Origin of the sequence: Rhizorhabdus dicambivorans, from assembly GCF_002355275.1 — a bacterium.
In the GTDB taxonomy this organism is placed as follows: Bacteria; Pseudomonadota; Alphaproteobacteria; order Sphingomonadales; family Sphingomonadaceae; genus Rhizorhabdus; species Rhizorhabdus dicambivorans.
This window is the reverse complement of record NZ_CP023449.1, coordinates 2708486-2733070: the sequence shown is the minus strand read 5'-3', so window position 1 is coordinate 2733070 and position 24585 is coordinate 2708486. Positions and strand designations below refer to the sequence as shown.

The following is a 24585-nucleotide window of genomic DNA, read 5'->3' as shown; positions in this document are numbered from 1 at the left end:
CGACCTCAGTTGCCGTTGCCGAACATCTGCGCGTTGCCGGGCTGATAGCCCGCGCCCGGCGTGAGGAAGCGGCGGCGCTGCTCCCGGCCTTGATCGGCCGCCGCCGCGCGCTCCGCGTCAGTCAGCGCCGTGGCCCGGCCGTTGGCGGAGATCAGCGCGATCAGGTCGGAGAGCTGCTGCGATTGCAGCGCGAGAAGCTGATTGCCGGCCTGTGTCGCCTGCAACGCACCCTGCGCGCCTTGACTCTGGCTGACGAGGTTCGACATCTGCGTGCGATTGCTGTCGATATTGCCGACGACGCCGGCCTGAATGCGCATGGCGTCCTGCAAGCCGCCGACGGTGTTCTGCCAGCGCGAGCGAGCGTCGGTGATGAGCTTGGCGTCTGATGACGACAGTGAGACGCTGCCATATTGCTGCTGGAACATCCGATCGACGTTCTCGACGTCGAAGGCGATGTTCTGCGCCTGGCCGAGGAGCTGCTGGGTGCGCAGGACGTTCTGCTGAATCTGCTGGAGCGCCGAGTACGGCAGGTTCGCCAGATTCTTGGCCTGGTTGATGAGGCTCTGCGCCTCGTTCTGAAGCGAGCGGATCTGGTTGTTGATCTGCTCGAGGGAACGCGCCGCCGTCAGGACGTTCTGGGCGTAGTTGGTAGGGTCATAGACGATACCGCCGAAACCGAATTGCGCGTGCGCTGGCGCGGTCAGCATCGGCGATGCGGCGAGCGGTATCGCCAGGATGAAGGCCGCGAGCGACAGCGCGCGCGGGCGTGAACGAAGCGTATTCATGGTCATTACTCCTTCTGGGACTGCTGGGGAGTGAGGTTCGTGAGATCAGGGATGAGGTCTGCAGCCCACTCGGCGCCGCGCAGGCGCAGCCAGGCGGCGAGAAAGCCCTCGCGGCCATGCTCGGCGACGGTGCGCGCGATCTCTGACTGGTCGGTCTTGGAGGAGGTGGCGGCGAGCGCGAGGCCGACTTCGGAAAGGCCCAGCTCGAACAGGCGATTGCCGCGCCGCGACTGGCAGTAATAGTCGCGCTTGGGAGTGGCCCGCGCGAGGATTTCGATCTGGCGGTCGTTGAGACCGAAGCGCCGATAGATCTCCGTGATCTGCGGCTCGATCGCGCGTTCGTTCGGCAGGAGCAGCCTTGTCGGGCAGCTCTCGATGATGGCCGCGGCGATGTTGCTGTTGTCGATGTCGGACAGCGACTGCGTGGCGAAGATGACGCTGGCGTTTTTCTTGCGCAGCGTCTTCAGCCATTCGCGCAATTGCCCGGAGAAGGCATCGTCGTCGAGTGCGAGCCAGCCCTCGTCGATGATGAGCAGCGTCGGCGAGCCGTCGAGACGGTCGCCGATGCGATGGAAGAGATAGGCGAGGACGGAGGGTGCCGCGCCAGTCCCGACCAGTCCCTCGATCTCGAACGCCTGCACCGATGCCGAGCCGAGATGTTCGGCCTCGGCGTCGAGTAGCCGCCCATAGGGACCGCCCACGCAATACGGTCGCAGCGCCTGCTTCAGGTCGTTCGATTGGAGCAACACCGTGAGGCCGGTGATCGTGCGTTCCTCGACCGGTGCCGATGCCAGCGAGGTCAGCGCCGACCAAAGGTGCTCCTTCACCTCGGGAGTGATCGCGATGCCTTCGCGGATCAGGATGGCGACGATCCAGTCGGCCGCCCAGGCGCGTTCGGGCGTGTCGTGAATGCGCGCGAGCGGTTGCAGCGCGACCGAGGAGTCCACGCCCTCGGTGAGATCGCCGCCGAGATCGTGCCAATCACCGCCCATGGCGAGCGCGGCGGCGCGGATCGAACCGCCGAAGTCGAAGGCGAAGATCTGGGCACCGGTGTAGCGCCGGAACTGCAAGGCCATGACGGCGAGGAGCACCGATTTGCCGGCGCCGGTCGGGCCGACGACGAGCGTGTGACCGACATCGCCGACATGGAGAGAAAACCGAAACGGGGTCGAGCCCTCGGTCTTGCCGAACAGCAAGGGCGGCGCACCGAAATGCTCGTCCCGTTCCGGCCCCGCCCAAACCGCCGAGAGCGGGATCATGTGGGCGAGATTCAGCGTGGAGATCGGGGGCTGGCGCACGTTGGCGTAAACATGTCCTGGCAATGAGCCCAGCCAGGCATCGACGGCATTGATCGTTTCAGTCATGGCCGTGAAGTCGCGGCCCTGGATGACTTTCTCGGCGAGGCGAAGCTTCTCGTCGGCAATGCGGGGATCGTTGTCCCATACCGCGATCGTCGCGGTGACATAGGATTGGCCGGCGTAGTCAGCGCCGAGTTCCTGAAGGGCGAGATCGGCGTCCGCCGCCTTGTTCGAGGCGTCGGTATCGACCAGCGCGGACGTCTCGTTGGTCAGCACCTCTTTCAGGATCGCGGCGATGCTTTTGCGCTTCGCAAACCATTGGCGGCGGATTTTGGTCAGCAGCTTGGTCGCGTCGGTCTTGTCGAGCAGGATGGCGCGCGTCGACCAGCGATAGGGGAAGGCGAGCCGATTGAGATCGTCGAGGATGCCGGGTGTGGTCGCGGTTGGGAAACCGACAATGGTGAGAACGCGCAGATGCGCCGTTCCGAGACGCGGCTCCAGGCCGCCGGTGAGCGGTTGGTCGGCGAGCAGCGCGTCGAGATAGACCGGCGTTTCGGGCACACGGACGCGGTGCCGTTTGGTCGAGACGGTCGAATGGAGATAGGTCAGCGTCTCGCTGCTATCGAGCCACTGGCATTCCGGCATAAAGCCGTCGAGCAGCGCCAGCACGCGATCGGTGCGGTCGACAAAGGTGTTCAGGATTTCCTTCGGATCGATGCCTGCGCGTTCGCGGCCCTCATAGAGCCAGGCTTCGGTACGCGCGGCGTCCTCGGCCGGCGGCAGATAGGTGATGGTGAGATAGTAGCCGGAGACGTAATGCGCGCCGGCTTCCTCGAAATCGGCTTTGCGCTCGGCATCGAGGAGCGCTGCGGCTGCGTCGGGAAACAGGTCTGCCGGATAGATCGACGCCTCGTGCCGCTGCGCCTCGACGAAGATGGCCCAACCCGATCCGAGACGGCGGAAAGCGTTGTTGAGCCGCCCGGCGACGGCGACCAGTTCGGCAGCGACCGCGGAGTCCAGATCAGGGCCGCGGAAACGGGCCGTGCGCTGAAAGCTGCCATCCTTGTTGAGCACGACACCATCGGCGACGAGCGCGACCCAGGGCAGATAGTCAGCGAGGCGGGTTGCGGTGCGGCGATATTCGGCAAGATTCATCATGACGATACGCCTCCTCAGACGGACAGATGAGCGGGGATGCGCAGGTGGCGGCGGCCGACCTCGACGAAGAGCGGATCGCGCTTTGCAGCCCACACGGCTGCGATGTGGCCAACGGCCCAGATCAGCAGACCGACGAGCCAGAGGCGCAGGCCAAGGCCCACGGCTCCGGCCAGCGTGCCGTTCAGGATGGCGAGCGCGCGCGGTGCGCCGCCGAGCAGAATGTGCTCGGTCAGCGCCCGGTGAACCGGGACGGTGAAACCCGGCACCGCGTCGAGTTGTTCGAATGCCGCCGCCATCAGACGAGCGCCCCGCCGCCGAACGAGAAGAACGACAGGAAGAAGCTCGACGCCGCAAACGCGATGCTGAGACCGAAGACGATTTGGATCAGCTTGCGGAAGCCGCCGGATGTGTCACCGAACGCCAGCGCCAGGCCGGTGGCGATAATGATGATGACGGCGACGATCTTGGCGACCGGCCCTTCGATGGATTCGAGAATCTTCTGGAGAGGTGCTTCCCACGGCATGGACGAGCCGGAAGCATGGGCGGCGGGAACGAGGACGAAATTGATGTAGGTGAAGGCGGCGGCCGTCGCGGCATAGCGGCGAACGCGCATGGTGTTGGTGCAGATCATGATGGCGCTCCTGTGCGGTCAAGGGTTGCGGGGGTGATGGCGTAGTCGCCGTCCGGGCTGAGCCCATCGACGCGGGCGAGTTCGGCGAGCCGACGCGCGGAGCCGCGACCGGAAAGGACGGCAACAAGATCGATGGTCTCGGCGATCAGGGCGCGCGGGACCGTGACGACGGCCTCCTGGATGAGTTGTTCAAGGCGGCGCAGCGCGCCGATGCCGCTCCCGGCGTGGATCGTGCCGATGCCGCCGGGGTGGCCGGTTCCCCATGCTTTCAGGAGATCGAGAGCTTCAGAGCCGCGCACCTCGCCGATTGGAATGCGATCGGGGCGCAGGCGTAGCGAAGAGCGAACCAGCTCCGAGAGCGTGGCCACTCCATCCTTGGTCCGCATGGCGACAAGATTGGGCGCGGCGCACTGAAGCTCGCGGGTATCCTCGATGATGACGACGCGATCCGCCGTCTTGGCGACCTCGGCCAGAAGCGCATTGGTCAGCGTGGTTTTGCCGGTGGAAGTGCCGCCCGCGACAAGGATATTGGCGCGCGCCATCACGGCTGCGCGTAGCGTCGCCGCCTGGTCAGCGAACATGATTCCGGCGGCCACATAATCGTCGAGCGTGAAGATCGCGACGGCGGGCTTGCGGATGGCGAAGGCCGGTGCGGCGACAACGGGCGGCAGCAAGCCCTCGAACCGCTCTCCCGTCTCAGGAAGCTCGGCGGAGACTCGCGGGCTGCGCGGATGCACCTCGACGCCGACATGGTGAGCGACCAGCCGCACGATGCGCTCGCCATCGGCAGGCGACAGCGTCTCACCCGTATCGGCCAGCCCTTCGGAGAGGCGATCTACCCAGAGACGACCGTCCGGGTTCAGCATGATTTCGACCACGGCCGGGTCTTCGAGAAAATGGGTGATGGTCGAGCCGAGCGCGGTGCGAAGCATGCGCGCACCGCGCGCGAACGCCTCCGGCTTCTGGCTGGTTGTGGTCATTTCGGCCCCGCTTTCTGACGGGGCTGAAAACGACGGTCCCCGGATCGGGGTGATTAAAAGAGCCGTGAATCAGGCTGATTCAACAAGTATCGGTCGTCGTAGTAGCGTGGCGTGCAAATACAGGAGAACGGCGGTTGGGCGATGCGATTGATCCACGCGCGCTGAAGCCTATGGATCGCTCTCTGTCGGGCTGGACGGCGACTCGCCGACATCTTCAACGATCTCCTGCCGAAGTTTCGGTCCCTGGGCCAAGCGCCGTCCAAGGGCCGCGATGAACGCCTCGTAGCGCTTCCCGACCATGGCGCGCGCTGCCTGGGCTGCGGGCTCTGGCAGCGCCGGCGTCGTGTTGAGCCAGAACCGGATGAATACGGCCATGGTCTCGACGGAGATCCCGATGTCGCGCTCCATGCGGTTGAGACGGCGATCGATCTGGTCGAGGCGTTTGGCGACCACGGCTTCACGCCGCTCCGCGTCGTCTGGCGACAGGAAGGACGCGATGGCGGCCTCTGCGATCAGGGAGAGCGGTTGTTCGCGTCGGCCTGCATAGTTCGATAGTGTCGCCATGATGGCGGGGTCGAGATATACGGAAATCGGCACCTTCTTCTTGCGTCCGGGCATGGTGCTACAACTCCATGCCGTCATTGGGATCGAGCGAGACCTGGCGGGCAACGCCGCGCATGACGCGGGTCAGCCGCTGGTTGCGCGCGGCTGCGTCCTCTGTGTCGTCAGGCAAGTCGATCTCAAACTCATTATCGATCGGCGCCTTCTTTTCGATGGGGTTCACCCGGTTGAGTTCGGGCTGATGCCGACGCTCGGACTCGGTGGAATCCTCTTCATCGTCACCGCTGGTCGTTGGCGCAGCGTTTTCGGTCATGTCCGGGCGCGCGGGGGTCGGCAGCTTGCTCCAATCGTCGGGCCGACCTTCAGCAGGCCGCGCCAGCCCCGGCGGTGACATGATGCGTTCCTTGAAGCGGGCATCTTCATAGTAGCGGGCCTTCTTCGCCCGGATCGGCGGCGTCCCGGCGACCATGACGATCTCGTCGCTCGGCGGGAGTTGCATGATCTCGCCTGGTGTCAGGAGCTGTCGCGCGGTCTCCGAGCGCGATACCATCAAATGACCGAGCCAGGGCGAGAGCCGATGCCCGGCGTAATTCTGCATCGCCTTCATCTCGGTCGCGGTTCCGAGCGCGTCGCTGACCCGCTTCGCGGTCCTTTCGTCGTTCGTCGCAAAGGAAACGCGCACATGGCAGTTGTCGAGGATCGAGTTGTTCGGGCCGTAAGCCTTCTCGATCTGGTTCAGCGATTGAGCGATCAGAAAGCTCTTGAGACCGTAGCCCGCCATGAAGGCCAGCGCGGACTCGAAGAAATCGAGGCGGCCGAGGGCGGGAAACTCGTCGAGCATGAGCAGCAGGCGATGCCGCCCGGCCTTCGCTTGCAGATCCTCGGTGAGACGGCGGCCGACCTGATTGAGGATCAGGCGTATCAACGGCTTGGTGCGGTTGATGTCGGACGGCGGCACGACAAGGTAGAGCGTGGTCGGGAGCTTGCCGCCCACCATGTCGCTGATCCGCCAGTCGCAGCGCCGCGTCACCTCGGCGACGACAGGATCGCGGTAGAGGCCGAGAAACGACATGGCGGTGGAGAGCACGCCCGAGCGTTCGTTGTCCGATTTGTTGAGCAGCTCGCGCGCGGCGCTGGCGACGACGGGGTGCGGCCCTGCCTCGCCGAGGTGGCTGGTCTTCATCATCGCGGCAAGCGTCGACTCGATCGGGCGCTTTGGATCGGACAGGAAAGCGGCGACGCCGGCCAATGTCTTGTCGTCCTCGGCGTAGAGCACATGCAGGATGGCGCCGACCAGCAGGGCATGACTGGTCTTCTCCCAATGGTTCCGCTTTTCGAGCGAGCCTTCGGGATCGACCAGGATGTCGGCGATGTTCTGGACGTCGCGGACTTCCCATTCGCCGCGGCGCACCTCGAGCAGCGGATTGTAGGCCGACGATTTGGGGTTGGTTGGGTCGAACAGCAGAACGCGGCCGTGCCGGGCGCGGAAACCGGCGGTGAGCTGCCAGTTTTCCCCTTTGATGTCGTGGACGATGGCCGAGCCCGGCCAGGTCAACAGGGACGGCACGACCAGGCCGACGCCCTTGCCCGATCGGGTCGGGGCGAAGCAAAGCACATGCTCGGGGCCGTCATGACGGAGATAGTCGCGATCATAGCGGCCGAGCACGACACCGTCGGGACTGAGCAGGCCCGCGGCTTTCACCTCGTCCTTTCCGGCCCAGCGGGCGGAGCCGTAGGTCGCAGCGCTTTTCGCTTCGCGGGCGCGCCAGACCGACATGCCGATGGCGACGGCTATGGCGATGAAGCCGCCCGACGCCGAGATCATCCCGCCCTTGGCGAAGACCTCCGGCGCGTAGGCGTCGTAGAAATACCACCACCAGAAGAACGCCGGCGGATAGTAGATCGGCAAGCCGAACAGGGAAAACCAGGGCGCGCCGAGCTGCGCCTGAAAGCCGAGGCTCCATGCGACATATTGCGTCGCCGCCCAAGTGGTGAGCAGTACGATGAGGAAGACGATGGCGATCTGGCCCCACAGGATTTTGGTCGCGGACATTGCGGCGGTCCTTTCTACTTCGGTGATTAGAGGCCGAGCCCCCGCTTTCGGCTGAAGCTCCAGTCGACACCGCCGTCGCCGCGGGCGACCCCGGAGACGTGTTTGCCGAGCTGGCTTTCGAGGGACGGCGACCAGGGCACGAGCTGGAAGCCGAGGCCGTCATCGATCATCGCGAAGCGGCCGGATGCGAGCGTCATGCGCTGGCGATAGGTGCCGGCGACATATTCTCCATTGCCGGCCGCTTTGAACGGGTGGCCTGTCTCCTTCGCGAGCCGGTCGGCAACGGCGTCGACCTCACGGCGCCGAAGCGTCTCGATCAGGTTGCGGCTGAAGATGACGCGGCGACCTTGCTGCTCGGCGAGACCTTCGTGGACCAGATGTTCCGCCCGTTGTCGCATCGCGTGCCGCACCTCGGCGCCAAAGCCGCCCTCCGACATGGCGACGGGTTCGCGGGCGATGGATTGCCGGTCGAGCCAGGTCGCGCCCGAGGCGTTCACCTGATGCTGGAGATCGAGATCGGAGCGGACGGCGAGCGCGACGCGGCGTTCGCCGCGAGCATCTTCGAAGCTGCGCAGCTCGACGATCGAGCCCGGCGCGCTGTCGCCTGCCGCATCGAGATGCGGCAAGCGGATGTGGTGGGTCCGGCCATCGACGCCGTCGACCACGGCGTAGGCCGTTCCCTTCAGCTCATCATCAAGGCCGCGCTCGACCAGACGGCCGATGACCGGCACATCGAGGCTTTCCCCTGCCAGGACGTAGTTGCCCGAGCCGCGGTCGATACCGCGTTCGGTGAGCGCGCGGTGCATGCGCTTGATGATGTCGCCGCGTTCGCCGATCTGGCGCAGCGTCACCTCAGCCTGATCGTCGATCATCCACTGGCCAGGGCCGACTTCACTGGCGAGGCCGAGGGCTGCGAGTTTGCGCAGGCGGCCGACCTTCTCGACGGCGTAGGCGTCGGGCTGGCTGCCGACCTGCGGGGCGACATCGATGACGCCGGTCTTTCCAGTGTCGCGGACAAGCTGCCGATCAAGCTGCGTCCAGCGCTCCGCCTCGATCTGGCGTTCGAGCGTGCGGCGAATATCGAGATCTGTGCGAGGGCCAAGCTCTTGTGTGATGAGGTCACGCGCGCGATCGCGCATGCCCTCCTTGATGTAGTCGCGCGAGATCACGAGGTCCTGGCCGTCGTCGCGGACGCCGCGCACGATTAGATGGACGTGAGGATGCTCGGTGTTCCAGTGATCGACCGCGACCCAATCGAGCCGCGTGTCCAGGTCCCTTTCCATCTGGCCGACAAGATCGCGCGTGAAGGACTTGAGGTCCGACATCTCCACGGCGTCGTCCGGTGAGACGATGAAGCGGAAATGATGGCGATCATCCTCGCATCGCCCGGCGAAGGCGCGGCCATCAGCTTCCTCCGTTCCCGGCCCGAACAGCCGGGCCTTTTCTCCATCACGGGTCACGCCATCGCGGCGGAGATAATCGAGATGCGTGCCGAGCGGCGCGGTGCGGCCGGAGTGCCGCACGACGCGGGCCTTGATGACTGCGCCGCGCGTGCGCGCAGTGATGAGGCGGTTCGCCTGGATGCTGGCGCGCTGGCCGCGGCCGAAGCGCGAGCGATTGGCGGGAGCGACGCGCCCGGAGCGCGAGACGCCGCCGCCCGCCTTCTTCGCGGCGGCCAGCGCCTGCGCGATGAAGGGCCGAGCCGACTGCGCACGGTTTGACCGGATGCGCCCAGGCCGAACACGAAACTCGTGGTCATCGGCCATGACGCAAGGCCGCAATGTGCGAAAAATCACGCTGATACAGGCAATTGGGCGTCAGGCGCACATTGCCGATGAGCACGGCAATGTGTGGAGCGCGCCAAAACCTCTTGCAAAAACAACCGCCCGACCGCCGCGCAATGTGCGGCCTTTTATCCTGCCATCGTGCGGTTGTTGTGCCTGCCTCTCCCCCTTGTGCCCTCCATGTCACGCCGGAATGCGACAGAGTGCGAAGGATACTTCCGCAGCTCATCGGGGCGCCCCCCCGTCAGAGCGAGCGACCACGATCGGGGCGTTCGAGTCTTCGGCGGTATCGGGAGTGCGCGCCGCGACGGAGGAGCGGCTGTCGTTCGACCGCACGCTTTCCGATGGCGATGATGCCGAACGAGCGTCGGCGGAACGCACGACGAAGAGCGGCGCTTCCCGCCAATCCGGCGGCGGTGGCGGCGCAACTGATGGCGTGCTCGCCGGCGATGGTGCGCCTAGCTGCGGAGCCAGCAGCGCGATGTAGGCCCGCGTTTCGGCAGGCAGGGCGCGGCCGGTCTGGACGTATTCGTCGTAGCGGCCAGGCCCCGCATTGTAGGCCCCCAGCATTGCGGGGATCGTGCGATAGCGGTCGAACATTTCGCGCAGGTAGGCAGCGCCTGCGAGGATGTTGTCGCGCGGGTCGTAGGGATCACGCCCGAGCCCATAGCGAACGCGAAGCGCGGCCCAGGTATCGGGCATGACCTGCATCAACCCCAGCGCGCCAGCCGACGATATGGCGCGCACATCGCCGGCGCTTTCGGCGCGTTTGACGGCGACGATCCAGTGTTCGGGAATGCCGAACCGCTGCGAGGCTTCGGTGACGAAGGCGGCGTGCGGATCGCCAGCGGCCGTGCGCGCAGCCGACACGGACTGGGCAAGAGCGGCGTCCGGTGCGCCTGCTGCGAGGGCCAGGCCGGAAAGGAGAAGGAAGGCCATGCGCCGGACGGCGTGATGCCGCCCGCGCGCATCCCTACGGCTCATCGTTGGTCGAGGACCGGACATCGGTCAGTCCTTCCCGGCGCGGTCGCGCGGGCGCGACCAGTGCAGCGACCAGGCGTTCCCGGCGTCATCGTCGCGGAACAGATTGGCGCGGATCGGCTGCGGCAGCGCAGGGTCGTCGATCAGTACGGCAACGTATTCGCCCGCGCGCTCGCCGGTGCGTTTCCAGCCCGCGCCGATTTCCGGACCTGCTTCGGCTTTGCCATCGTCGCTGGCGTGAACGCGGTAATTCGGCGCGTTCTCGGCATCGGAGGGCTCTGCCGGCACGATGACGACATCGCGGAAGAGCGTGAACGTCTCCAGCTTGCCGGCGAAGCCCGTGTCCTGGCGCGTGAATTGACCAATCTGAGGCATGATGACTTCCTTTGCGGCGACGTTGGGAAAGCCATCGGTGGGCGCCGCCCCCCGCCGATGGCGAGGTGTTCATCGCGTCGGTGCGCGCCATTCGAAGCGGCCCGTTCCGTCCTCGTCGGTCCACAGGGGGACGGCGCGGCCGATGATCTGGTCGGTGGAGGTCAGGCCGAAATAGCGACCGTCCAGGCTGTCGCGGACCTGCCAGTTCATGAGGAAGACTTCGCCGGTCGGGATACGGCGGCAGCCCTGCCAGACCGGGAGGTCACGCCCGGCGCGATCACGCGGCAGCGCATCGCCCATCTCGAGGCCGTCGATCGTAACGGAGAGGTTCGAGCGGCAAACGGTCTGCCCGGAAACGCCGAGAATGCGCTTCAGCAGCGGGACGCCTTTGGGAAGATAGCCGCGTTCGGCCATGAAGGTCGCGAGCGGCTCGGGCGCATCGACGGCAACGAGATCGGTGACGTCGAACGGGCCATCGACGTCGATCGTGTAGAAGCCGATGGGGGCGCTCGCCGATGCGTTCCACAGGAGCTTGATCGGCATCGGGGTGAGCGCCGGATAGCTGATGCCCGTGGTCGCGAGAGCCATGACGAGGAAGAGACCGGCGCGCGTCACGACCACGTCCTCCGGCGCAGGAGGAAGGCGCGATGCTGGTCGAGCGTATAGGTGCGCGGCTGATGTCCAGCCGCCATCCGGTTGTGGACGTGACGCCAGTGTTCCGGCGAAACGGCGTCCGCCTCGGTGCCGATCGCTTCAATTGCATCGACGTGGCGCAGCACGTCTTCGACCTTTGGCCATCCGTCGATCCTGAGCAGGATTTCACCGCCCGGCCGGACGAAAGGCAGCGTCTGGTAGGGCTCTCCGGGCTCGACTGCGCGCACGATGTCGACGCGCGAGATGATCGTGCCGAAGTCGTTGGCCGCCCATCGCACGAACGCGAATACGGTGTTTGGACGGAAGGAGACGACACGCCGGCGGCGGTCGAGGATCTGTTCATGCGCCTCACGGCCGAACCTGATCCAGTATTCGATCTTCTTCTCGATCCACGTCAGTTCGACGTGGGTCATGCTGTCATGGGGGAGCGCTGACGGCAGCGGGCCGCCGCGCATGCGGGGAGCCGCAGTGCCGGTCATGTGGGGTCTCCTGGTGTCGAGGGGAATTCACGCGCGAGCAGCTCGCGCAGCATGTCGGCGACGGTGACGCCGCGCCCGAACGCGGCGATCTTGATCCGTCCGCGCAGTTCGGGCGTCACATCGATGGTGAGCCTGGCGGTGAACGCAGCGACGTCAGCGGCGCGTGGTGCGTTGTCCGCAGCCTTGATCCATTGGTCGGGATTGGCGGGGCGCGAGGCGAAGCCACGACGAGGGGATCGTTCGTTCATTGTGCGCCCCCGTCGATCCGCAGACGCAAGAGTTCGTCGGCGAACGCCGCGATCTCGCGTGTGGCCGATGTCGCATCGGCGAGTTCGGCGACCAGGCGGCCGGTCTGCGCGGCGGCGGCGAAGGCGATACGTTGGCCGATGGTGGTGGCGAGCAACGGTGGATCGTGATCGGCCAGGGTCTCGGCGGTCTCGCGGGCCAGGACGGTGCGCGCACCGCAGCGATTGAGCACGAAGCGGGCGACCAGTTCCGGGCGATAGACGCGGGCTTCGCCGAGCAGCGCCAGCATCTCGGCCGATGCCCAGCCGTCGAGCGGCGACGGCTGCGCCGGCATCAGCACGAGGTTGGCGGCGAGCAGCGCCGAGCGCATGAGGGCTGCGACACGCGGCGGGCCGTCGATGACGACATGGTCGACATCGCGGGCCAGTTCCGGCGCTTCGCGGTGGAGCGTGTCGCGCGCCAGGCCGACGACGCCGAACCGGCGCGGCAGGCCCTCATGGCTGCGCTGCTCAGACCAGTCGAGGGCCGAGCCCTGTGGGTCCGCGTCGATAAGGGTGACGCGCTGACCGCGCCCGGCGAGTTCGCCGGCGAGGTTGAGCGCCAGCGTCGTCTTGCCGACACCGCCTTTCTGGTTGAGGAACGCGACGATCATCGCGCACCTCCAGGCGGATCGAGGAGCGGAAGCTGATCGGGGGAAGCCGGTTCGCTCTCTTTCCGGCCCGTCTGAGCTGCTGGAGCACCCTTGCGCGGTGATTTGCCGGCGGCGCGGAGGTTCGCTGCGGCGGTGCGGATGAGGTTTTCCACATCGCGCGCGCGCTCTTCAAAGTTAGATTCTTGGTTAGACTCTAAGTTAAGGGCGCGAATCCGCCCACGATTTCCAGAAGTTAAGGCCGGACTGGGTTCCTGATGGCACGAGCCTCGGGTTCCCGATGGCACGATAGGTCGGGTTCCCGATAGCACGAGGCCGCCCACAGGTTTTCCACAGGCGGCCAGTGGCTCGAAAGCCAGCAGCGTGCGCCCGCCGATTTCCACTTCGAGCGACAGGAGGTAGCCGGGCAGTGGTTGGCGCCGCACGATGTCTCGCAGTTCGAAGGCGAAGCGCTTGAACGGCGACAGGCTGCCGGATTTGAGGTGGAGGTGGCGTAGGTCGAAACGCCAGCCGCCGCGCTGACGGCCGCCGTGTTTGCGCACGATGCGGTAGAGCCAGCGATCGAGGCCGCCGGTGAGATCGAAATAGGCCGGGTCGATAGTGAGGATGAGCGCGTCATCGAGGACGGCCTTGTAGAACCAGTCGGGGACGATCAGCTCGATGCCATCCGGTCGTCCTTGGCGATCCGTGCGCTCCTGCCACTCGTTTATCCACGAGAAGCGGTGACGGCGGCCTTCAGCGGGCTGGCGGATCGACGTCGAGATGGTGGTCGATTGCAGCCGGTCGAGCGCGGCCTTGAGCCGCTGATAGTCGCGCATGGATGTGCCGCGCCCGACATAGGTGAGGATCTCATAGGGTGTCGCCGCCATCAGACGCGAGGTGCGCAGGCCCGCGTCGCGGGCCTCGACGATCTGGCTCGCGGCCCAGATCAGGATGTCGGCGTCCCAGATCGTGGCCATGCCATGATCGGGAACGGCCTCTACCCGGATGGAGACGCCGCCCGCCGAAAAGTCGATCGGCGCTATGCGGTGTGATTTCGAGAGGGAGAAGAAGGGATAGGCCATGAGATCCTGCGCGTCTCGTGGCGCGAAGTCGCCGGGAAGCGCGCGAAACAGGTCGAGCTGCCCACGCTCCGAAGGGTCACGACGACGCACCACCATGAAAGGGACCAGCCACGATCAGCGTGCGTATCGGCCGGCGATCTGGCCGGTCGGTAGCGTCTGGCGCTTTGCGGGAAGCACGGAGCCGCGCGGATCGGACGTCGAGGTCACGGCGCCGCGCTCGGCCCAGGTCTCCAGATCGTCGACCGAATAGACGACGCGCCCGCCGAGTTTGTGATAGGCCGGACCAGTGCCGTAGGTGCGGTGTTTTTCGAGAGTGCGCGCAGACAGGCTGAGAAATTCAGCGGCTTCCTTGGTCCGCAGGTAGCGTGGCGGGAGCGCGGCGGTATCGGGTCGCATGGGGCGGGCCTCCGTGGGGTTGCTGGGGGCCGCTGGCGATCAGCGGCTGACAGCGACAACGGTGGCGGAGAACCTCCGGCGGGATGGATGGGGGACTTGGGATGGCTAAATTCCCCACCCCTGTTGTTGGCGCAGGCTAGGTGCGCCGACGATGCCGAAGCAGGTGCAGATAGCCGCCATCGATGAGGGCCAATCCGGCTTCGGCGAAGGCGATCACGGCATCCCGCAGCGGCGAGGTCTTCCAAGGATCGGTATCGATGCGCGCCGCGCCGTAGATTGCGATGGCGATGTCGCGATAGGTCGCGCCGTTCATGCGGCCGTCGGCAGCACGAAGTTTGAGGCGAAAGCGGCGACGCTGCTCGGCGGTCATGCGCGTGTCGCGCAATGGCGGACGCTGGAGCCAGGCGCGCGCGAGGCGTGTCAGCGCATCAATGCGATCGAGGATGTCGTCATCGATGGGGACGACCGCCGCAAGCTGGTCGTGTGCGGATATGCCGGGTAGGAAGAGTAGCTGGAGGTTGTGCTCGGGAAGACCGGCATAGGTTCCTTCAGGGCCATCACGGACCGCAGCGAAGCTGTCGGCGAGGCTGTTTGAGCTGGACGGCAGAAAGTTCGGCCGTGCTGTCAGAAAGAGGACGGCGGGATCGCTCTGCGGCGACCACACCACCTGTTGCTGTAGGGCAGAACGACCTGGTCTTGCCGGGAAATCGCAACCCCCAGCGCTGCTGCCTGTCGTCAGGCAGCGGCTGAGTCTCGGCGCCAGCATCGACCAGACTGGCGTAATCGTCCTGATAAGGGCGGTATCTGCGAAGGCACTCCCAGGCGAGACCTTCGATCGGCAGTGTATCGAAGAAATCGTAGCTGCGGTCGTCTCGCCAGTTCGATGTATCGGGCCTCATCGCATCAACTCTCCCGCGTGGTGCGCGTAAGTCGAGCGTGTGATTTTTCGGGGCACGACGAGGGTGTTGGAAGTCCGGAGGAGGGCATTGCGTGATGTCGAAAGGGCATCACGCAGGTTCGCAAGCCTCTCAGCGGTGTGCCTGTCGCAGGAGATGCCGATAGCCGGTGTGTGTCATCCACCGGGCGCGTTCGAGATGGCTGTCATGGATGCGTCGGCAGCGCTCGGGTTCACGGGCGGGATCAAGGTCGAACAGCACCCGCACGGCTTCCTCCCAATGCGCGCCGTCAGCGGCCGCATCCAGCAAGCGCATGTATAGTTTGGCGTGCGACTTGTCGTAATCGGTGAGATCTTGCCCCGATGGCGCGAGGTCCCGGAATGGTGCGGTCATGGTGCAGACTCGGCGAATATGCGGTGCCTGTCTATTATCCATGTTTGATCCGAAATGGAGGCAGTGCAAATGATGGGGAACCTGGCTGCCCACAGGTCAGCGTAAGCCTGTAGATCGGTTCGGCTTGTTTCCGCGATCATCGACCAGGAGCACTCCTTGCCCTCGGTCGGTCGACAGGAAGACGATGCCGGCAGCTTCCAAGGCCCTGCGTGCCTGATCGCGCGTCGTCTCGTACACATCGAGCCCGCTTTCGGATTCGAGGCGCTTGAGCGCGGTCAGCGATAGGCGGGCCTTGTCAGCGAGCGTCTCCTGTGTCCAACCCAGCAACGCGCGTGCGGCCCGTGATTGTCGGGCGGTGATCATGCATGATCACCTCCCATCGCAACCGGCGCGCGCTCCAGAACTACGGCTATTTTAGTCGTATTGTCCCGTTTCTGCCAGCTCAAAGAGGTTGCCGAATGTCAGTGTTCCGTCATTCGTGAACTGGTGCCATCAACGCGTACCGGTTCCATCATTTCGTACTGGGGATCGTTTGGACCATTCGGGTCGTCGAGGATGGTTTTCCACGAAGAGTCGCAAAGCGGCATGTGTCGTGATCATTAGCCCGAACCGCGCGGCGATCTCGCTGCGGATAGTGTCACCCGTCCAGTGCGAAGGCCGCGGCATCGTAGCAAGCCACGCTGCGATCTCTCCGATCTGGTCGTTGGTGAGGTCAGTTATTCGCAGCGGCCGTCTAAGGACGGCTTCCACTCCATAGGTACTTCCGACCTCGATCCACCGCTTGATCATGTTGGTGCTGACCTGAAGAACCCTCGCCGTGTCTCTGATCGACCGCCCCTCGCTCAGCATGGCAAGCGCGGTAAACCGCTCTATATGCCGCCACTCGGCAGCTCCCTGCGCGAGAGCCCGGAAGTCCATTCCATCGGCGACCAAGCCGCTGAGCCATTGCCGCCAGCCCGCGGTCTGGGGACGATGATCCAGCACATCGCGCATCAGTGTTCTGGCGCGTATTTTCGATGCCTCGGTCAGTTCGTCGAGCTGACCAAGCAGGGTATCGATGCTTGGAGTGTCGAGCATTTCAAGCACGCGCCTCAGCTGGTGGGGCCATTCGGCGAGTATCCATGACATCAGCGCCAAAGCGCCGTAGTTGCCCTTCCAGTTGGTCCGGAACCTGCCAACGCGTAGCAGCGAGAGGTCTTTTGCCACCATCGCGAACAGCGCTTCGCGGCGGTCGATATTCGCTTCGGCCCAGACTGCGCGCAGAACGAGATCGACGATAACGGTGAACAACTCCCATTGGATGAGGCCCAAGCCGGGGATCACGCCGGCTCCGCGGCGCTTCGTCTCAACCATCGCCTTCTGCAACGTGATGACGGCGTCGATCGCGCGCGGGCCATCGAGCACGAGAGCGCCTTGGCATCGTGTGCAACGGTGCCAGTCGATCGGTTCCTTGCCGCGAAGCCACAGCGAGCTGAGCTTCCATCCGCAATGCGGGCATCCGCGCATCAGCACCTTCCTGTGCCGCGGGCAGACTGCCTGCCAACCGATCAGCCACTCGCGCCGCAGATACGGTATCTCGTCTTCGGCGAGACACTCCCCGCAGACGAACATCGTGCGGACACCTCTCGCATACTGCCTGGGATGGGTGACGCGCCTCGGGCTGAACCGCGTGTCTGTCTCATCATTCCGAGCTGTCGACCAACCTTGCAAGGTCATGCGATCGAGCTGCCGAGGTGTAAGGCCACTGACCGCCAGCAGCCTGTCACGCTGATCCGTCGTCGGACGCCGCCACCATTCGGGGCGTCCCAAGCTATCTATCCCGAACGCATGGCGGGTGAACAGAAGCGGCGATTGCCCGACCATCGCGGCAAGTCTGGAGAGCCAGGACAGCAGCGCTTCGCCGGCGATCGGCGCCGTATAGACCGGCAGGACATACTTCAGCGGGGCGAGTGGCTCGTGGACTTCCGTTGCGTAAAGCTCAGATCTCCACACGACGACGGTCCGAGGGAGAGGTAAACCTGGATCGTTCGATCATCCGCAGCGTGATCGCCTCCGCCCCGGACGATATCGCTTCCACGGCCGCACGTATGATGATGGCGACGATTTCGCCGAGCACGCCTTCGGAGCGCGTGAAGATCGTTCCCGCCAGCACCGGACCGGCGAGCCCGGACGGTTTGCGCAGCGGCAACAGCGCCTCCAGCGTGCTGAGCAGGCGCAGATATTCCGCGCCCTCGGTCCACAGCGGCAGAGGCACTGGCTCGAACCGGCTGGCGAGCTGGTCATCGCTGCGGATCGCATAGAGCGCTTCGACCGTACCGACGCCAATGAGCGGGATCTGCAACTCGTTGCCGAGCCATCGCAGCAAGTTGAGCAGGCGACGCTGCTGGTTGCGGGCGCCGGAGAGGATATTGTGCAACTCGTCGATGATGAGCATTCGAACGTCGACCATCCGCATCAGCCGCAGAGCGTCGCTTTGGCGTCCCGCAAGATTGCCACCGTGCCATTGGCCCATGCCCAGTTCTTCGAGGATCGCACCGAAGAAGCGGCGTTCGTCAGGCCCCGCAGGCATCTGGATCTTGAGGACCGGGACATGGGCAACACCGTCAGCAGTATCGGTGGCCGCTGTCGGCGGGTGGCTCCGCCGGAACTTCTCGACGATCATCGTCTTGCCGTTGTTCGTCTGGCCTACCAGCAACAGGTTCGGCATCCGTGTCCGCTTCGGGAACGACAGCACATCGTCGAACGCGGCCAGAGCGGTGTCTGCGCGTGCATAGCCGATCCACCGATCCGCGCGAACGCGCCGTATCCGGGATGCTGCGTCCTCATCGGCCCATGCACGGGCCGAGGGGTGCAGATGCGGATAGTCGGTGCTCAACTCCATTCCTCGAACGGCAGCATATTGTCGGGAGGTAGCGTGCCATCCAGAAGCGGTTCGGTTTCGGTCGGGGCCTGAGAACCGTCATCCGCCGGATCAGCCGCAGGCGTGTTCGCCCCTCCCTGGATCACGCGCAGCCGCCGTTCCCGCTGGCGCCGCGCCGTCTTGCTGGCTCGGACTGCTTCGTCGGCGATCCCGCGCATGATCTCGATCGTGCGGAAGATCGCGGCCTCGTCGACCTGCGCGCGTCCCTCGTCGCGAAGGCGCTTAAGCGCCAGGCGATGCTCCCACAGGCTGATCGGCGGGCGACGCAGATCGCGGTAGCCAAGGTCGTAATAGGTGCCGTCGGGACCGAGGAGATGGATGCGGCTGAGGTCGCGCGGATCATAGCGCACGATCATGCGCTCGGGATGGCCAACCCAGGTCGCCAACACGTCGGCCCAGTAATGGATCGAGTGCAGTGACACTCCTTCGCGGCGTACCAGGCGTCGTTCGATCGGCAGGAAGTCGATCAGGAAGCGGCGCGGATCGGCGACCGCCGTGGGCTCGCCCCTGCCGAGCGTCCGACCGTCGCCGGCGATGCCGCGCTGCCATGCAGCGAGCGGCGTCGTGCCGATCCCGCGATGCAGATCGCGATGATAAACGCCGGCTATCGCATGGCCGAGCCAGCGCTCGACCTCGTCCAGCGTCATCGCGGCGCTCTTTTCGGGATTGAGGTCGCCTTTCTCGCGGATGTTCGAGAAGGTCGTTCCGGGCAGCAGATGGACCTTGCCCATCATCGTCCCGATCAGCCGTTCGATATGCCCGCCATAGTGCGGCGTTCGCACAGGCCGGTGGTCGATGGCGATGCCATATTGCTCGCACCCCCGCTTCAGCGCCTCCGACCGGAACTCCTTGGCATTGTCGAGGTGGAGCCGCTCCGGCACGCCGCGAACCGGCCACACCGCGTCGATGTCACGCGTGGCCAGCCAGGTTTCCTTGCCGAGCGCAGCGTGCGCAAGGCACATCGCCACGGACGTGGCTGAAGGGGGTTCCAGCGATAGGTGGAAGCCGGCAACGCAGCGCGTGCAGACGTCGATCGCAAGCGTCAGCCAGGGACGCTGGATCGGCGCGCGCGTCTCGCTGTCGACCACGATTACGTCGACAAGCGTGTGGTCGATCTGGATCAACGACAGTGGCCAGTGCGCCTCGAGCGACCCTACTGCCGGTGCATAGCGGTCGCGGGCCACTTTGCGGCCTTCTCGCTTGGCAACTACGTCACGGGCGGGCCGAGCCCGCAACCGGGCGGTAATTCCCTTGCGGCCTGGTGCGTTCAAGCCGCGCGCGATGCAACGACGTTGAACCTCCGCGACAAGATCGACGATCTTGGGTTTCTGCCGCGTGAGATACAGGCTGTCGATCACTTCGCTGACGATCGCTTCGATCTCATTGTCGAGCTTGGAGTAGCCGAACGCTCGGCCTCGCTTGCTCGGCAGCAGGCTCGTCAGCCGCGGATCGGCCACATAGCTGCGTATCAGGTTATAGATGTGGGTCGGCCCGTATCCCAGTTCCGCGCCCGCAGCTACAACTTCTGCCCGCGACCGGTTGGGGCTTTCCGCAAGACGGCGGATCACCGGAAGGCATCGCCGCGCCTCGTCCCAGGCGGCTTCTGCAACCTCTGTCAGGTCGGGGACGGTCACGCCGCCCTCACGGATGAACCGGGCACGATCGGAACCGACAAGTCGACGATCAGCGCCCCGCGCGCGATCAGCCGCCAGACCACCCCGAGCGCAACTTCGCGCGAAGCCGGCAACGCATCGACCAGCTCGATGAAGTCGATTGCCGTCTCCCGCGCCCGCGCCACCGCCAGCTCGGCCAGCGCCAGGTCCACGGGAGCATTTCTGAGGGGAAGGAGCCGCTTTGCCGCTTCGAGCCTCGGTCCGCGGATGCCAAGCTCCGTTGCGATCCTGAAACGCGCGCCATGCTCGTGCGCCCAGCGCCGGGCCGCCGCGAAGGCGGGCCGCAAATGCTGCCAGCCAGCACGCAGATCGACGCGATATTTGACTTCCACCAGCTCGCTGGAACCTGCGCTCCAATCGACGCGGAAGTCGGGTGTATATCGCCGCGCCCGCCCGCTTTGCCGGAACCGGACTGTAACCGGCTGCGCCGTCACTACGGCGCAAGCATCGGCAAAGCTCGTGAGCGTCACGAAATCCCGCTCCAGAGCGCTTTCGTGCTCCGCGACCCCGGTTTCCAAGGACTGCGAACCGATCATATGCGATCGCCGGCTGAGCGGGATGCGGCGCAACTTGCCCTCCATTTGCAACGCGACTCAGTTCACGTTGATGGCACATTTTTGGACCAGTTCACAGCAATGGAACAAAGCCAATAGAACTCAAATCATCGTTCCGACTCAGTTTCTGAATCGCGCCGATTCACGAAAGATGGAACACCGACACCGAAGGGCCGTGTTGCGCTGCCGCCGATTTGCTGATTCGGACAATCGAGACGTTGTCGTCAGTGAAGCGAAGGTTTTGTGGGCTGGCTTTTGCAGTAAAGCTGGAGGGCGCGCCTTCGGTGTGACCCGACTATTTGGGGCACTCATCTGCGATCGGGTGCGATCTGAGCAGGAAGGCGGCCCCGACCTTTCGGCCGGGGCCTCGTGAAGCCGCCTCAGTCTGCGCGGCGGCCGTTGGGGCGGGACCAGATCAGCGAGTAACCTTCGCCGTCTTCGTCATCGAAGAGGTTGGCGTAGATCGGAGCGTTGAAGCTCGGATCGTCGAGCTTGAGGCCCAGATAGTCGCGGCCCTCGTTGGAGCGCTTGGACCAGGCGGCGCCGATCTCGGCGCGGCCGACCAGGACCCGGTGGCTGGGGGCGTTCTCGCCGCTGGCGCGCAGGTCGGGGACGATGCGCACGCCTTTGGCCTGGACGCTGAGGGTGACGATTTCGCCGCCGAATTCGTTCGAGCCGGTCTTCTTGAAGGTGCCGATGGTCGCCATTGTAAGTCTCCGTTTTCCGTTTCGAGCCCGCGCCATTGCGGCCTCGATGGCGATCGACCGGACGGAGGCGAGCGACGGCACATCGCTTGCGACCGCAGCAAAGCGGAGGATGGCGCAGACACGACTTTGTTGTTTCGCGAGGAATGACGGCGCAGCCGGCAGGGGAAGAAAGTCGGGGCCAGCCGTTGTGGCTTAGGCGCTCGAGGCAAAGCCGTCCTTCGGCCAGATCAGGCCATTGAAGAGGCCGTTTTGGCGCGGGTGCTGGACGGATCGACGGTGGAGACGGCGGCGACCTTCGCATTGGACCGGGAAGTCCGATCGGCGATCACGGTAGACCTCCCTCGAACAGGCCTGCGCTGCGTATTTCGCCATTCCGCCAGCTCTGACGAAACGCCTCGGCTGAGGGGCTGCCGGCCACGATGTCGTTGCCGCCCCGACGCGCTCCATCGTTCCGTGACAGGTGGGCGTAGCCGATGCTTCGCGATGCCGCTTCCCCATCAGGCGACCAGATGACGTGGGGGACAAAGGCTATGTGCCGCTGGATCCCGCCGCGATGGGCTCTGCGGGTTTAGGCGTGGGAAACATGCCCGGCAGATGGGGCGGAGGCCGCCATTCCAGTGATGCGCGCGAAGGCGACGATGCCGACCGCGATCGCTCCGATGACCGAGAACACGGTCTGCCATGTCTCCGACGGCATGGTGTGTCTCACGATGCCATGGGTGGCATGGAAACCGGCGACGACAGCGGGGGCGACGAAGGCTGCTGCGATGAGCAGGCGTGCCCAGGTCGGACGGACGGTGGCGAGCAGGAATTGGCCGATGCCGAAGGTCAGGCCGGCGGCGACAAAGCCGACGACAATCGCGCCGAGCCAGCCCGCGCCGGTGCCATAGGCCCATGTGCCGGCAGTCACGCCCGCGAAGAACGGAAGAGCGAACACTGCAAGCGTGAAGAGGAGCCAGCAGAGGAAGCCGATGGCGGCGATGCTGAGGAGAATGCCGATGAAGATCATGGTGGTGTCTTTCGTCAAATGTCAGACGGACGCGCCTCCACCACCACCACGGCGCACATGCGAGATTAGCAGAATTCGAGCCGCGGGGGGAGCAGAAGCGTGAAGCGTCCGCCGACTGCGCGACCCGGTTCGCCTCATGAGGCGAAGGGGTCGATTTCGCCGACGATGGCGTTTTCATCGCCATCATATTCCGACGTCGGGGTGACGGAGAGCGTGCCGTCTCCGGCGCGATAGATGACGATGGCCGCCATCAGGGTGGTAGCGAGGCTGAAGGCGAAGGCGTGAGCGGTTTGGAAGGACATCGACCTGGCTCCTGTTTGAGCGGAGGTCCATCCCCCGCTGACAGGCGCCCGAAGAGTTCGGCCGGTGGCCGCAATCACCGCGTAGGCGAAGCCGGAGCGGCGGCACGCTATGCGTAGTCCGACCCTTTACGGGTTGATGGCGTCAGGCCATCGGCTGAACCCAAGGATCAGCGTCTTGAAGCGGGGGTGATCGTCCGATCAGGAGACCGGGTTGTCTGCTTGCCGCGAGGACTGTTGCTGCCGGATCGCCTGGCCTCACCTGCGCTGCCGCTCGCCGGATGTCAGTGCCCGGCCTTCCAGGGATCGATGACCGTGACATTCGCGGCGTCGAATGCGCTGTTGTCGCGCGTGGCGACGGCAAAACCCTTGGCGGCTGCGATCGCCGCGATGTAGCCGTCCGGAGTAGGGAAGCCTTTCCCGGCCGCTCGGGCTTTGACGGCGATATCCGCATAGCGGCGCGCAGCATCGACATCGAACGGGAGGACGCGGTCTGCGAACAGTTCCATCACCCCATCTAGGGCTTCGGTGAGACGCTCCTTGCGCTTGCCCTCGGGGAGCGCGCCGATGCCGAACATCAGCTCGGCGATGGTGACGCTGGAGAGAAAGAGTGTTTCCGCCGCCTGCTCGTCGAGCCATGCGCGCACGGCCTCGTCGGGAGCGGGCTTCATCGCCTCCGATACGACATTGGTGTCGAGGAGGATCATTCGAAGCTCATCGGCTTGGCGGGCGCCTTGTCACGAGCCTGGTCGAGGGCCTCGACATCCTCATTGGTCAAGCCGAGGCGGCGGCTGCGTTCCGCGAGCGCCGTGCCGAGCCGGAGGCGCGTATCGGGGCGGACAGCCATTTCGAGGATGTCGCGCATTTCCGCTTCGGCGCTGCGGCCGTGCTGCGCCGCCCGCACCTTGAGGGCGCGGTGCGTCGCGTCGGACAGATTCCTGATCGTAACTGCGGGCATGATAGCGCCTCCTGCAAACTTGATAGCGGTGATAGCATCATATATAAATTGCTATCATTTTTCAAGGCGGCCGGTCCCGGCGGCGCTTACGCGCCGCCCGAGCCGAACCGATAGACCGGGATGCCCATCTTGCGGGCCTTGTCGGCCAGGTTGTCCTGAATGCCCGTGCCGGGGAAGATCACGACCCCGATCGGCACGATGCTGAGCATCTGGTCATTGCGTTTGAACGGTGCGGCCTTGGCGTGCTTCGTCCAGTCCGGCTTGAAGGCGACCTGCGGCACCTTGCGGCTGTCGGCCCAGCGGGAAGCGATCTTTTCGGCGCCTTTCGGCGAGCCGCCATGCAGCAGCACCATGTCGGGGTGCTTGGTATGGATCTGATCGAGCTTGGCCCAGATCTGCTTGTGGTCGGCGGTGTCGCCGCCCGAGAAGGCGATCTTCGGGCCGGCGGGTACGAGTACCTCGGTATCTGCGCGCCTCCTGGCGGCGAGGAAATCCCGGCTGTCGATCAGCGACGCGGTGAGGTTGCGATGGTTGACCCGTGATCCGGTGCGTTGCGACCAGGGTGAGCCGGTGGCGACGAGGTAGCGTCCAGCGGCGGCCTCGCGAAATGTTTCCATGCCGTCGCGGCGGTCGATCAGGTTCATGCCGATGTCGATGAGGTGCTCGAGCTGGAGGGACTTCACCTCGGAGCCATCCTGTTCGCGCTGAAGCTGCCTTTGCGCCTGCTCGTTGTCGTCGAGCTTCTGTTCGATGCGGTCCACGGCGCGGTGGAACATATTGACGGTCGACCAGAGGAGATCGGGGAGATCGAAGTCGAGGCTGGTGTCGGTGATCGTGGCGACCAGGGCGTCGAAGATGTCGGCGACGGCGCCTTCGATGATGCGGTCTTCCGGTGGCGGGCGCTGGTCCAACTCGTCTTCGGAGGGACGGTAGCCGTGGAGCTGCAAGTCCTGGATCAGATAGTCGGTCGGGGATGACTCGTGGTGCGGTTCGTAGTCGTCGTGCTCGCTCATGGGATGCTCCGTCGGCAAGGACCGCGACCGTCGCGGCCTTCATGGCGACGAAGCCGTCGGGCGGGACGG

The 24585-nt window shown here is 65.2% G+C and carries 29 protein-coding genes and 1 pseudogene; all 30 read right to left on the bottom strand.

All coding sequences use genetic code 11. The features are described from left to right. Nucleotides 1-5: 5 nt before the first annotated feature. The 30 genes and pseudogenes from trbJ to CMV14_RS12800 all read right to left on the bottom strand — a co-directional run bounded on the left by trbJ (nt 6) and on the right by CMV14_RS12800 (nt 24516). Nucleotides 6-791, bottom strand: coding sequence for a P-type conjugative transfer protein TrbJ (trbJ, locus tag CMV14_RS12945; protein WP_202820849.1), 786 nt, complete (start codon nt 789-791; stop codon nt 6-8). Next, nucleotides 791-3241, bottom strand: coding sequence for a conjugal transfer protein TrbE (gene trbE / locus CMV14_RS12940; RefSeq protein WP_066967645.1), 2451 nt, complete (start codon nt 3239-3241; stop codon nt 791-793). The genes trbJ and trbE overlap by 1 nt, the downstream gene beginning before the upstream one ends. A 14-nt stretch (nt 3242-3255) precedes the next feature. Further along, entirely contained in the window at nt 3256-3537 is a 282-nt protein-coding gene (locus CMV14_RS12935; protein WP_047821004.1) for a VirB3 family type IV secretion system protein, read from the bottom strand. Then, the gene (locus tag CMV14_RS12930) at nt 3537-3872 is read right to left on the bottom strand and encodes a TrbC/VirB2 family type IV secretion system protein (RefSeq protein ID WP_047821003.1); all 336 of its coding nucleotides are present in this window, start codon (nt 3870-3872) and stop codon (nt 3537-3539) included. Before CMV14_RS12930 ends, CMV14_RS12935 begins: the two co-directional genes overlap by 1 nt. Then, nucleotides 3869-4852: a P-type conjugative transfer ATPase TrbB gene (gene trbB / locus CMV14_RS12925; protein ID WP_047821002.1), complete on the bottom strand. Its 984-nt coding sequence runs from the start codon at nt 4850-4852 to the stop codon at nt 3869-3871. Before trbB ends, CMV14_RS12930 begins: the two co-directional genes overlap by 4 nt. A 168-nt stretch (nt 4853-5020) precedes the next feature. Further along, the gene (locus CMV14_RS12920; protein WP_047821001.1) at nt 5021-5470 is read right to left on the bottom strand and encodes a hypothetical protein; all 450 of its coding nucleotides are present in this window, start codon (nt 5468-5470) and stop codon (nt 5021-5023) included. 4 nt (nt 5471-5474) lie between these two features. Next, nucleotides 5475-7466 (bottom strand): conjugal transfer protein TraG, encoded by a 1992-nt coding sequence (locus CMV14_RS12915; RefSeq protein WP_066967648.1) that lies wholly within the window; start codon nt 7464-7466, stop codon nt 5475-5477. A 26-nt stretch (nt 7467-7492) separates the two neighbouring features. After that, nucleotides 7493-9232 carry a relaxase/mobilization nuclease domain-containing protein gene (locus CMV14_RS12910; RefSeq protein WP_066967651.1) on the bottom strand — a complete coding sequence of 580 codons (1740 nt, stop codon included), beginning with the start codon at nt 9230-9232 and terminating at the stop codon, nt 7493-7495. 243 nt (nt 9233-9475) lie between these two features. Beyond that, nucleotides 9476-10189, bottom strand: a complete 714-nt coding sequence (locus CMV14_RS12905; protein ID WP_238147026.1) for a lytic transglycosylase domain-containing protein — start codon at nt 10187-10189, stop codon at nt 9476-9478. A gap of 69 nt (nt 10190-10258) precedes the next feature. Further along, nucleotides 10259-10606: a DUF736 domain-containing protein gene (locus CMV14_RS12900; protein WP_066967655.1), complete on the bottom strand. Its 348-nt coding sequence runs from the start codon at nt 10604-10606 to the stop codon at nt 10259-10261. A gap of 69 nt (nt 10607-10675) precedes the next feature. Beyond that, on the bottom strand, nt 10676-11221 hold the full coding sequence (locus tag CMV14_RS12895; RefSeq protein WP_083216057.1) for a S26 family signal peptidase: 546 nt from the start codon (nt 11219-11221) through the stop codon (nt 10676-10678). Then, nucleotides 11218-11739: a DUF2840 domain-containing protein gene (locus tag CMV14_RS12890; RefSeq protein WP_066967658.1), complete on the bottom strand. Its 522-nt coding sequence runs from the start codon at nt 11737-11739 to the stop codon at nt 11218-11220. The genes CMV14_RS12895 and CMV14_RS12890 overlap by 4 nt, the downstream gene beginning before the upstream one ends. Then, nucleotides 11736-11987 (bottom strand): hypothetical protein, encoded by a 252-nt coding sequence (locus CMV14_RS12885; RefSeq protein ID WP_066967660.1) that lies wholly within the window; start codon nt 11985-11987, stop codon nt 11736-11738. The genes CMV14_RS12890 and CMV14_RS12885 overlap by 4 nt, the downstream gene beginning before the upstream one ends. Continuing rightward, nucleotides 11984-12637 carry a ParA family partition ATPase gene (gene parA, locus CMV14_RS12880; RefSeq protein WP_066967662.1) on the bottom strand — a complete coding sequence of 218 codons (654 nt, stop codon included), beginning with the start codon at nt 12635-12637 and terminating at the stop codon, nt 11984-11986. Before parA ends, CMV14_RS12885 begins: the two co-directional genes overlap by 4 nt. A gap of 338 nt (nt 12638-12975) precedes the next feature. Next, nucleotides 12976-13794, bottom strand: a pseudogene (locus tag CMV14_RS12875) (replication initiator protein A); the annotation flags it as partial. A gap of 18 nt (nt 13795-13812) precedes the next feature. After that, complete coding sequence (locus tag CMV14_RS12870) at nt 13813-14094, bottom strand: helix-turn-helix transcriptional regulator (RefSeq protein ID WP_012110094.1); 282 nt, start codon at nt 14092-14094, stop codon at nt 13813-13815. Nucleotides 14095-14230: 136 nt separating this feature from the next. Then, entirely contained in the window at nt 14231-14758 is a 528-nt protein-coding gene (locus tag CMV14_RS12865; RefSeq protein ID WP_238147025.1) for a DUF2285 domain-containing protein, read from the bottom strand. After that, complete coding sequence (locus tag CMV14_RS27585; protein WP_408014327.1) at nt 14652-14993, bottom strand: transcriptional regulator domain-containing protein; 342 nt, start codon at nt 14991-14993, stop codon at nt 14652-14654. Before CMV14_RS27585 ends, CMV14_RS12865 begins: the two co-directional genes overlap by 107 nt. A 129-nt stretch (nt 14994-15122) precedes the next feature. Beyond that, nucleotides 15123-15383, bottom strand: a complete 261-nt coding sequence (locus CMV14_RS12855) for a DNA -binding domain-containing protein (RefSeq protein WP_066967668.1) — start codon at nt 15381-15383, stop codon at nt 15123-15125. A 96-nt stretch (nt 15384-15479) separates the two neighbouring features. After that, entirely contained in the window at nt 15480-15746 is a 267-nt protein-coding gene (locus CMV14_RS12850; protein WP_045811379.1) for a helix-turn-helix domain-containing protein, read from the bottom strand. Between the two features lie 129 nt (nt 15747-15875). Beyond that, nucleotides 15876-17375 carry a TniQ family protein gene (locus tag CMV14_RS12845; protein WP_066970315.1) on the bottom strand — a complete coding sequence of 500 codons (1500 nt, stop codon included), beginning with the start codon at nt 17373-17375 and terminating at the stop codon, nt 15876-15878. Continuing rightward, a complete protein-coding gene (locus CMV14_RS12840; protein WP_238147018.1) occupies nt 17362-18258 on the bottom strand; it encodes a TniB family NTP-binding protein in 897 nt (298 codons plus the stop codon). The genes CMV14_RS12845 and CMV14_RS12840 overlap by 14 nt, the downstream gene beginning before the upstream one ends. Then, a complete protein-coding gene (locus CMV14_RS12835) occupies nt 18255-19937 on the bottom strand; it encodes a TnsB C-terminal domain-containing protein (protein WP_066970322.1) in 1683 nt (560 codons plus the stop codon). The genes CMV14_RS12840 and CMV14_RS12835 overlap by 4 nt, the downstream gene beginning before the upstream one ends. Then, a complete protein-coding gene (locus CMV14_RS12830; protein ID WP_202820847.1) occupies nt 19934-20512 on the bottom strand; it encodes a TnsA endonuclease N-terminal domain-containing protein in 579 nt (192 codons plus the stop codon). The genes CMV14_RS12835 and CMV14_RS12830 overlap by 4 nt, the downstream gene beginning before the upstream one ends. Before the next feature lie 398 nt (nt 20513-20910). Continuing rightward, the gene (locus CMV14_RS12825) at nt 20911-21237 is read right to left on the bottom strand and encodes a DUF736 domain-containing protein (protein ID WP_041535876.1); all 327 of its coding nucleotides are present in this window, start codon (nt 21235-21237) and stop codon (nt 20911-20913) included. Between the two features lie 568 nt (nt 21238-21805). Further along, complete coding sequence (locus tag CMV14_RS12815) at nt 21806-22246, bottom strand: hypothetical protein (protein ID WP_066970161.1); 441 nt, start codon at nt 22244-22246, stop codon at nt 21806-21808. Nucleotides 22247-22380: 134 nt separating this feature from the next. Continuing rightward, the gene (locus CMV14_RS26765) at nt 22381-22548 is read right to left on the bottom strand and encodes a hypothetical protein (RefSeq protein ID WP_168168942.1); all 168 of its coding nucleotides are present in this window, start codon (nt 22546-22548) and stop codon (nt 22381-22383) included. A 281-nt stretch (nt 22549-22829) separates the two neighbouring features. Continuing rightward, entirely contained in the window at nt 22830-23252 is a 423-nt protein-coding gene (locus tag CMV14_RS12810; protein WP_066970156.1) for a type II toxin-antitoxin system VapC family toxin, read from the bottom strand. Next, nucleotides 23249-23503 carry a FitA-like ribbon-helix-helix domain-containing protein gene (locus tag CMV14_RS12805; RefSeq protein ID WP_012110103.1) on the bottom strand — a complete coding sequence of 85 codons (255 nt, stop codon included), beginning with the start codon at nt 23501-23503 and terminating at the stop codon, nt 23249-23251. Before CMV14_RS12805 ends, CMV14_RS12810 begins: the two co-directional genes overlap by 4 nt. 86 nt (nt 23504-23589) lie before the next feature. Then, the gene (locus tag CMV14_RS12800) at nt 23590-24516 is read right to left on the bottom strand and encodes a DUF2493 domain-containing protein (RefSeq protein WP_066970153.1); all 927 of its coding nucleotides are present in this window, start codon (nt 24514-24516) and stop codon (nt 23590-23592) included. Nucleotides 24517-24585 lie beyond the last annotated feature (69 nt).

Coding starts and splice junctions, on each gene's coding strand:
- trbJ (WP_202820849.1), bottom strand. CDS start 791: ATGACCATGAATACGCTTCGTTCACGCCCGCGCGCGCTGTCGCTCGCG.
- trbE (WP_066967645.1), bottom strand. CDS start 3,241: ATGATGAATCTTGCCGAATATCGCCGCACCGCAACCCGCCTCGCTGAC.
- CMV14_RS12935 (WP_047821004.1), bottom strand. CDS start 3,537: ATGGCGGCGGCATTCGAACAACTCGACGCGGTGCCGGGTTTCACCGTC.
- CMV14_RS12930 (WP_047821003.1), bottom strand. CDS start 3,872: ATGATCTGCACCAACACCATGCGCGTTCGCCGCTATGCCGCGACGGCC.
- trbB (WP_047821002.1), bottom strand. CDS start 4,852: ATGACCACAACCAGCCAGAAGCCGGAGGCGTTCGCGCGCGGTGCGCGC.
- CMV14_RS12920 (WP_047821001.1), bottom strand. CDS start 5,470: ATGCCCGGACGCAAGAAGAAGGTGCCGATTTCCGTATATCTCGACCCC.
- CMV14_RS12915 (WP_066967648.1), bottom strand. CDS start 7,466: ATGTCCGCGACCAAAATCCTGTGGGGCCAGATCGCCATCGTCTTCCTC.
- CMV14_RS12910 (WP_066967651.1), bottom strand. CDS start 9,232: ATGGCCGATGACCACGAGTTTCGTGTTCGGCCTGGGCGCATCCGGTCA.
- CMV14_RS12905 (WP_238147026.1), bottom strand. CDS start 10,189: ATGGCCTTCCTTCTCCTTTCCGGCCTGGCCCTCGCAGCAGGCGCACCG.
- CMV14_RS12900 (WP_066967655.1), bottom strand. CDS start 10,606: ATGCCTCAGATTGGTCAATTCACGCGCCAGGACACGGGCTTCGCCGGC.
- CMV14_RS12890 (WP_066967658.1), bottom strand. CDS start 11,739: ATGACCGGCACTGCGGCTCCCCGCATGCGCGGCGGCCCGCTGCCGTCA.
- CMV14_RS12885 (WP_066967660.1), bottom strand. CDS start 11,987: ATGAACGAACGATCCCCTCGTCGTGGCTTCGCCTCGCGCCCCGCCAAT.
- parA (WP_066967662.1), bottom strand. CDS start 12,637: ATGATCGTCGCGTTCCTCAACCAGAAAGGCGGTGTCGGCAAGACGACG.
- CMV14_RS12870 (WP_012110094.1), bottom strand. CDS start 14,094: ATGCGACCCGATACCGCCGCGCTCCCGCCACGCTACCTGCGGACCAAG.
- CMV14_RS27585 (WP_408014327.1), bottom strand. CDS start 14,993: ATGAGGCCCGATACATCGAACTGGCGAGACGACCGCAGCTACGATTTC.
- CMV14_RS12855 (WP_066967668.1), bottom strand. CDS start 15,383: ATGACCGCACCATTCCGGGACCTCGCGCCATCGGGGCAAGATCTCACC.
- CMV14_RS12850 (WP_045811379.1), bottom strand. CDS start 15,746: ATGATCACCGCCCGACAATCACGGGCCGCACGCGCGTTGCTGGGTTGG.
- CMV14_RS12830 (WP_202820847.1), bottom strand. CDS start 20,512: ATGATCGGTTCGCAGTCCTTGGAAACCGGGGTCGCGGAGCACGAAAGC.
- CMV14_RS12825 (WP_041535876.1), bottom strand. CDS start 21,237: ATGGCGACCATCGGCACCTTCAAGAAGACCGGCTCGAACGAATTCGGC.
- CMV14_RS12815 (WP_066970161.1), bottom strand. CDS start 22,246: ATGATCTTCATCGGCATTCTCCTCAGCATCGCCGCCATCGGCTTCCTC.
- CMV14_RS26765 (WP_168168942.1), bottom strand. CDS start 22,548: ATGTCCTTCCAAACCGCTCACGCCTTCGCCTTCAGCCTCGCTACCACC.
- CMV14_RS12810 (WP_066970156.1), bottom strand. CDS start 23,252: ATGATCCTCCTCGACACCAATGTCGTATCGGAGGCGATGAAGCCCGCT.
- CMV14_RS12805 (WP_012110103.1), bottom strand. CDS start 23,503: ATGCCCGCAGTTACGATCAGGAATCTGTCCGACGCGACGCACCGCGCC.
- CMV14_RS12800 (WP_066970153.1), bottom strand. CDS start 24,516: ATGAGCGAGCACGACGACTACGAACCGCACCACGAGTCATCCCCGACC.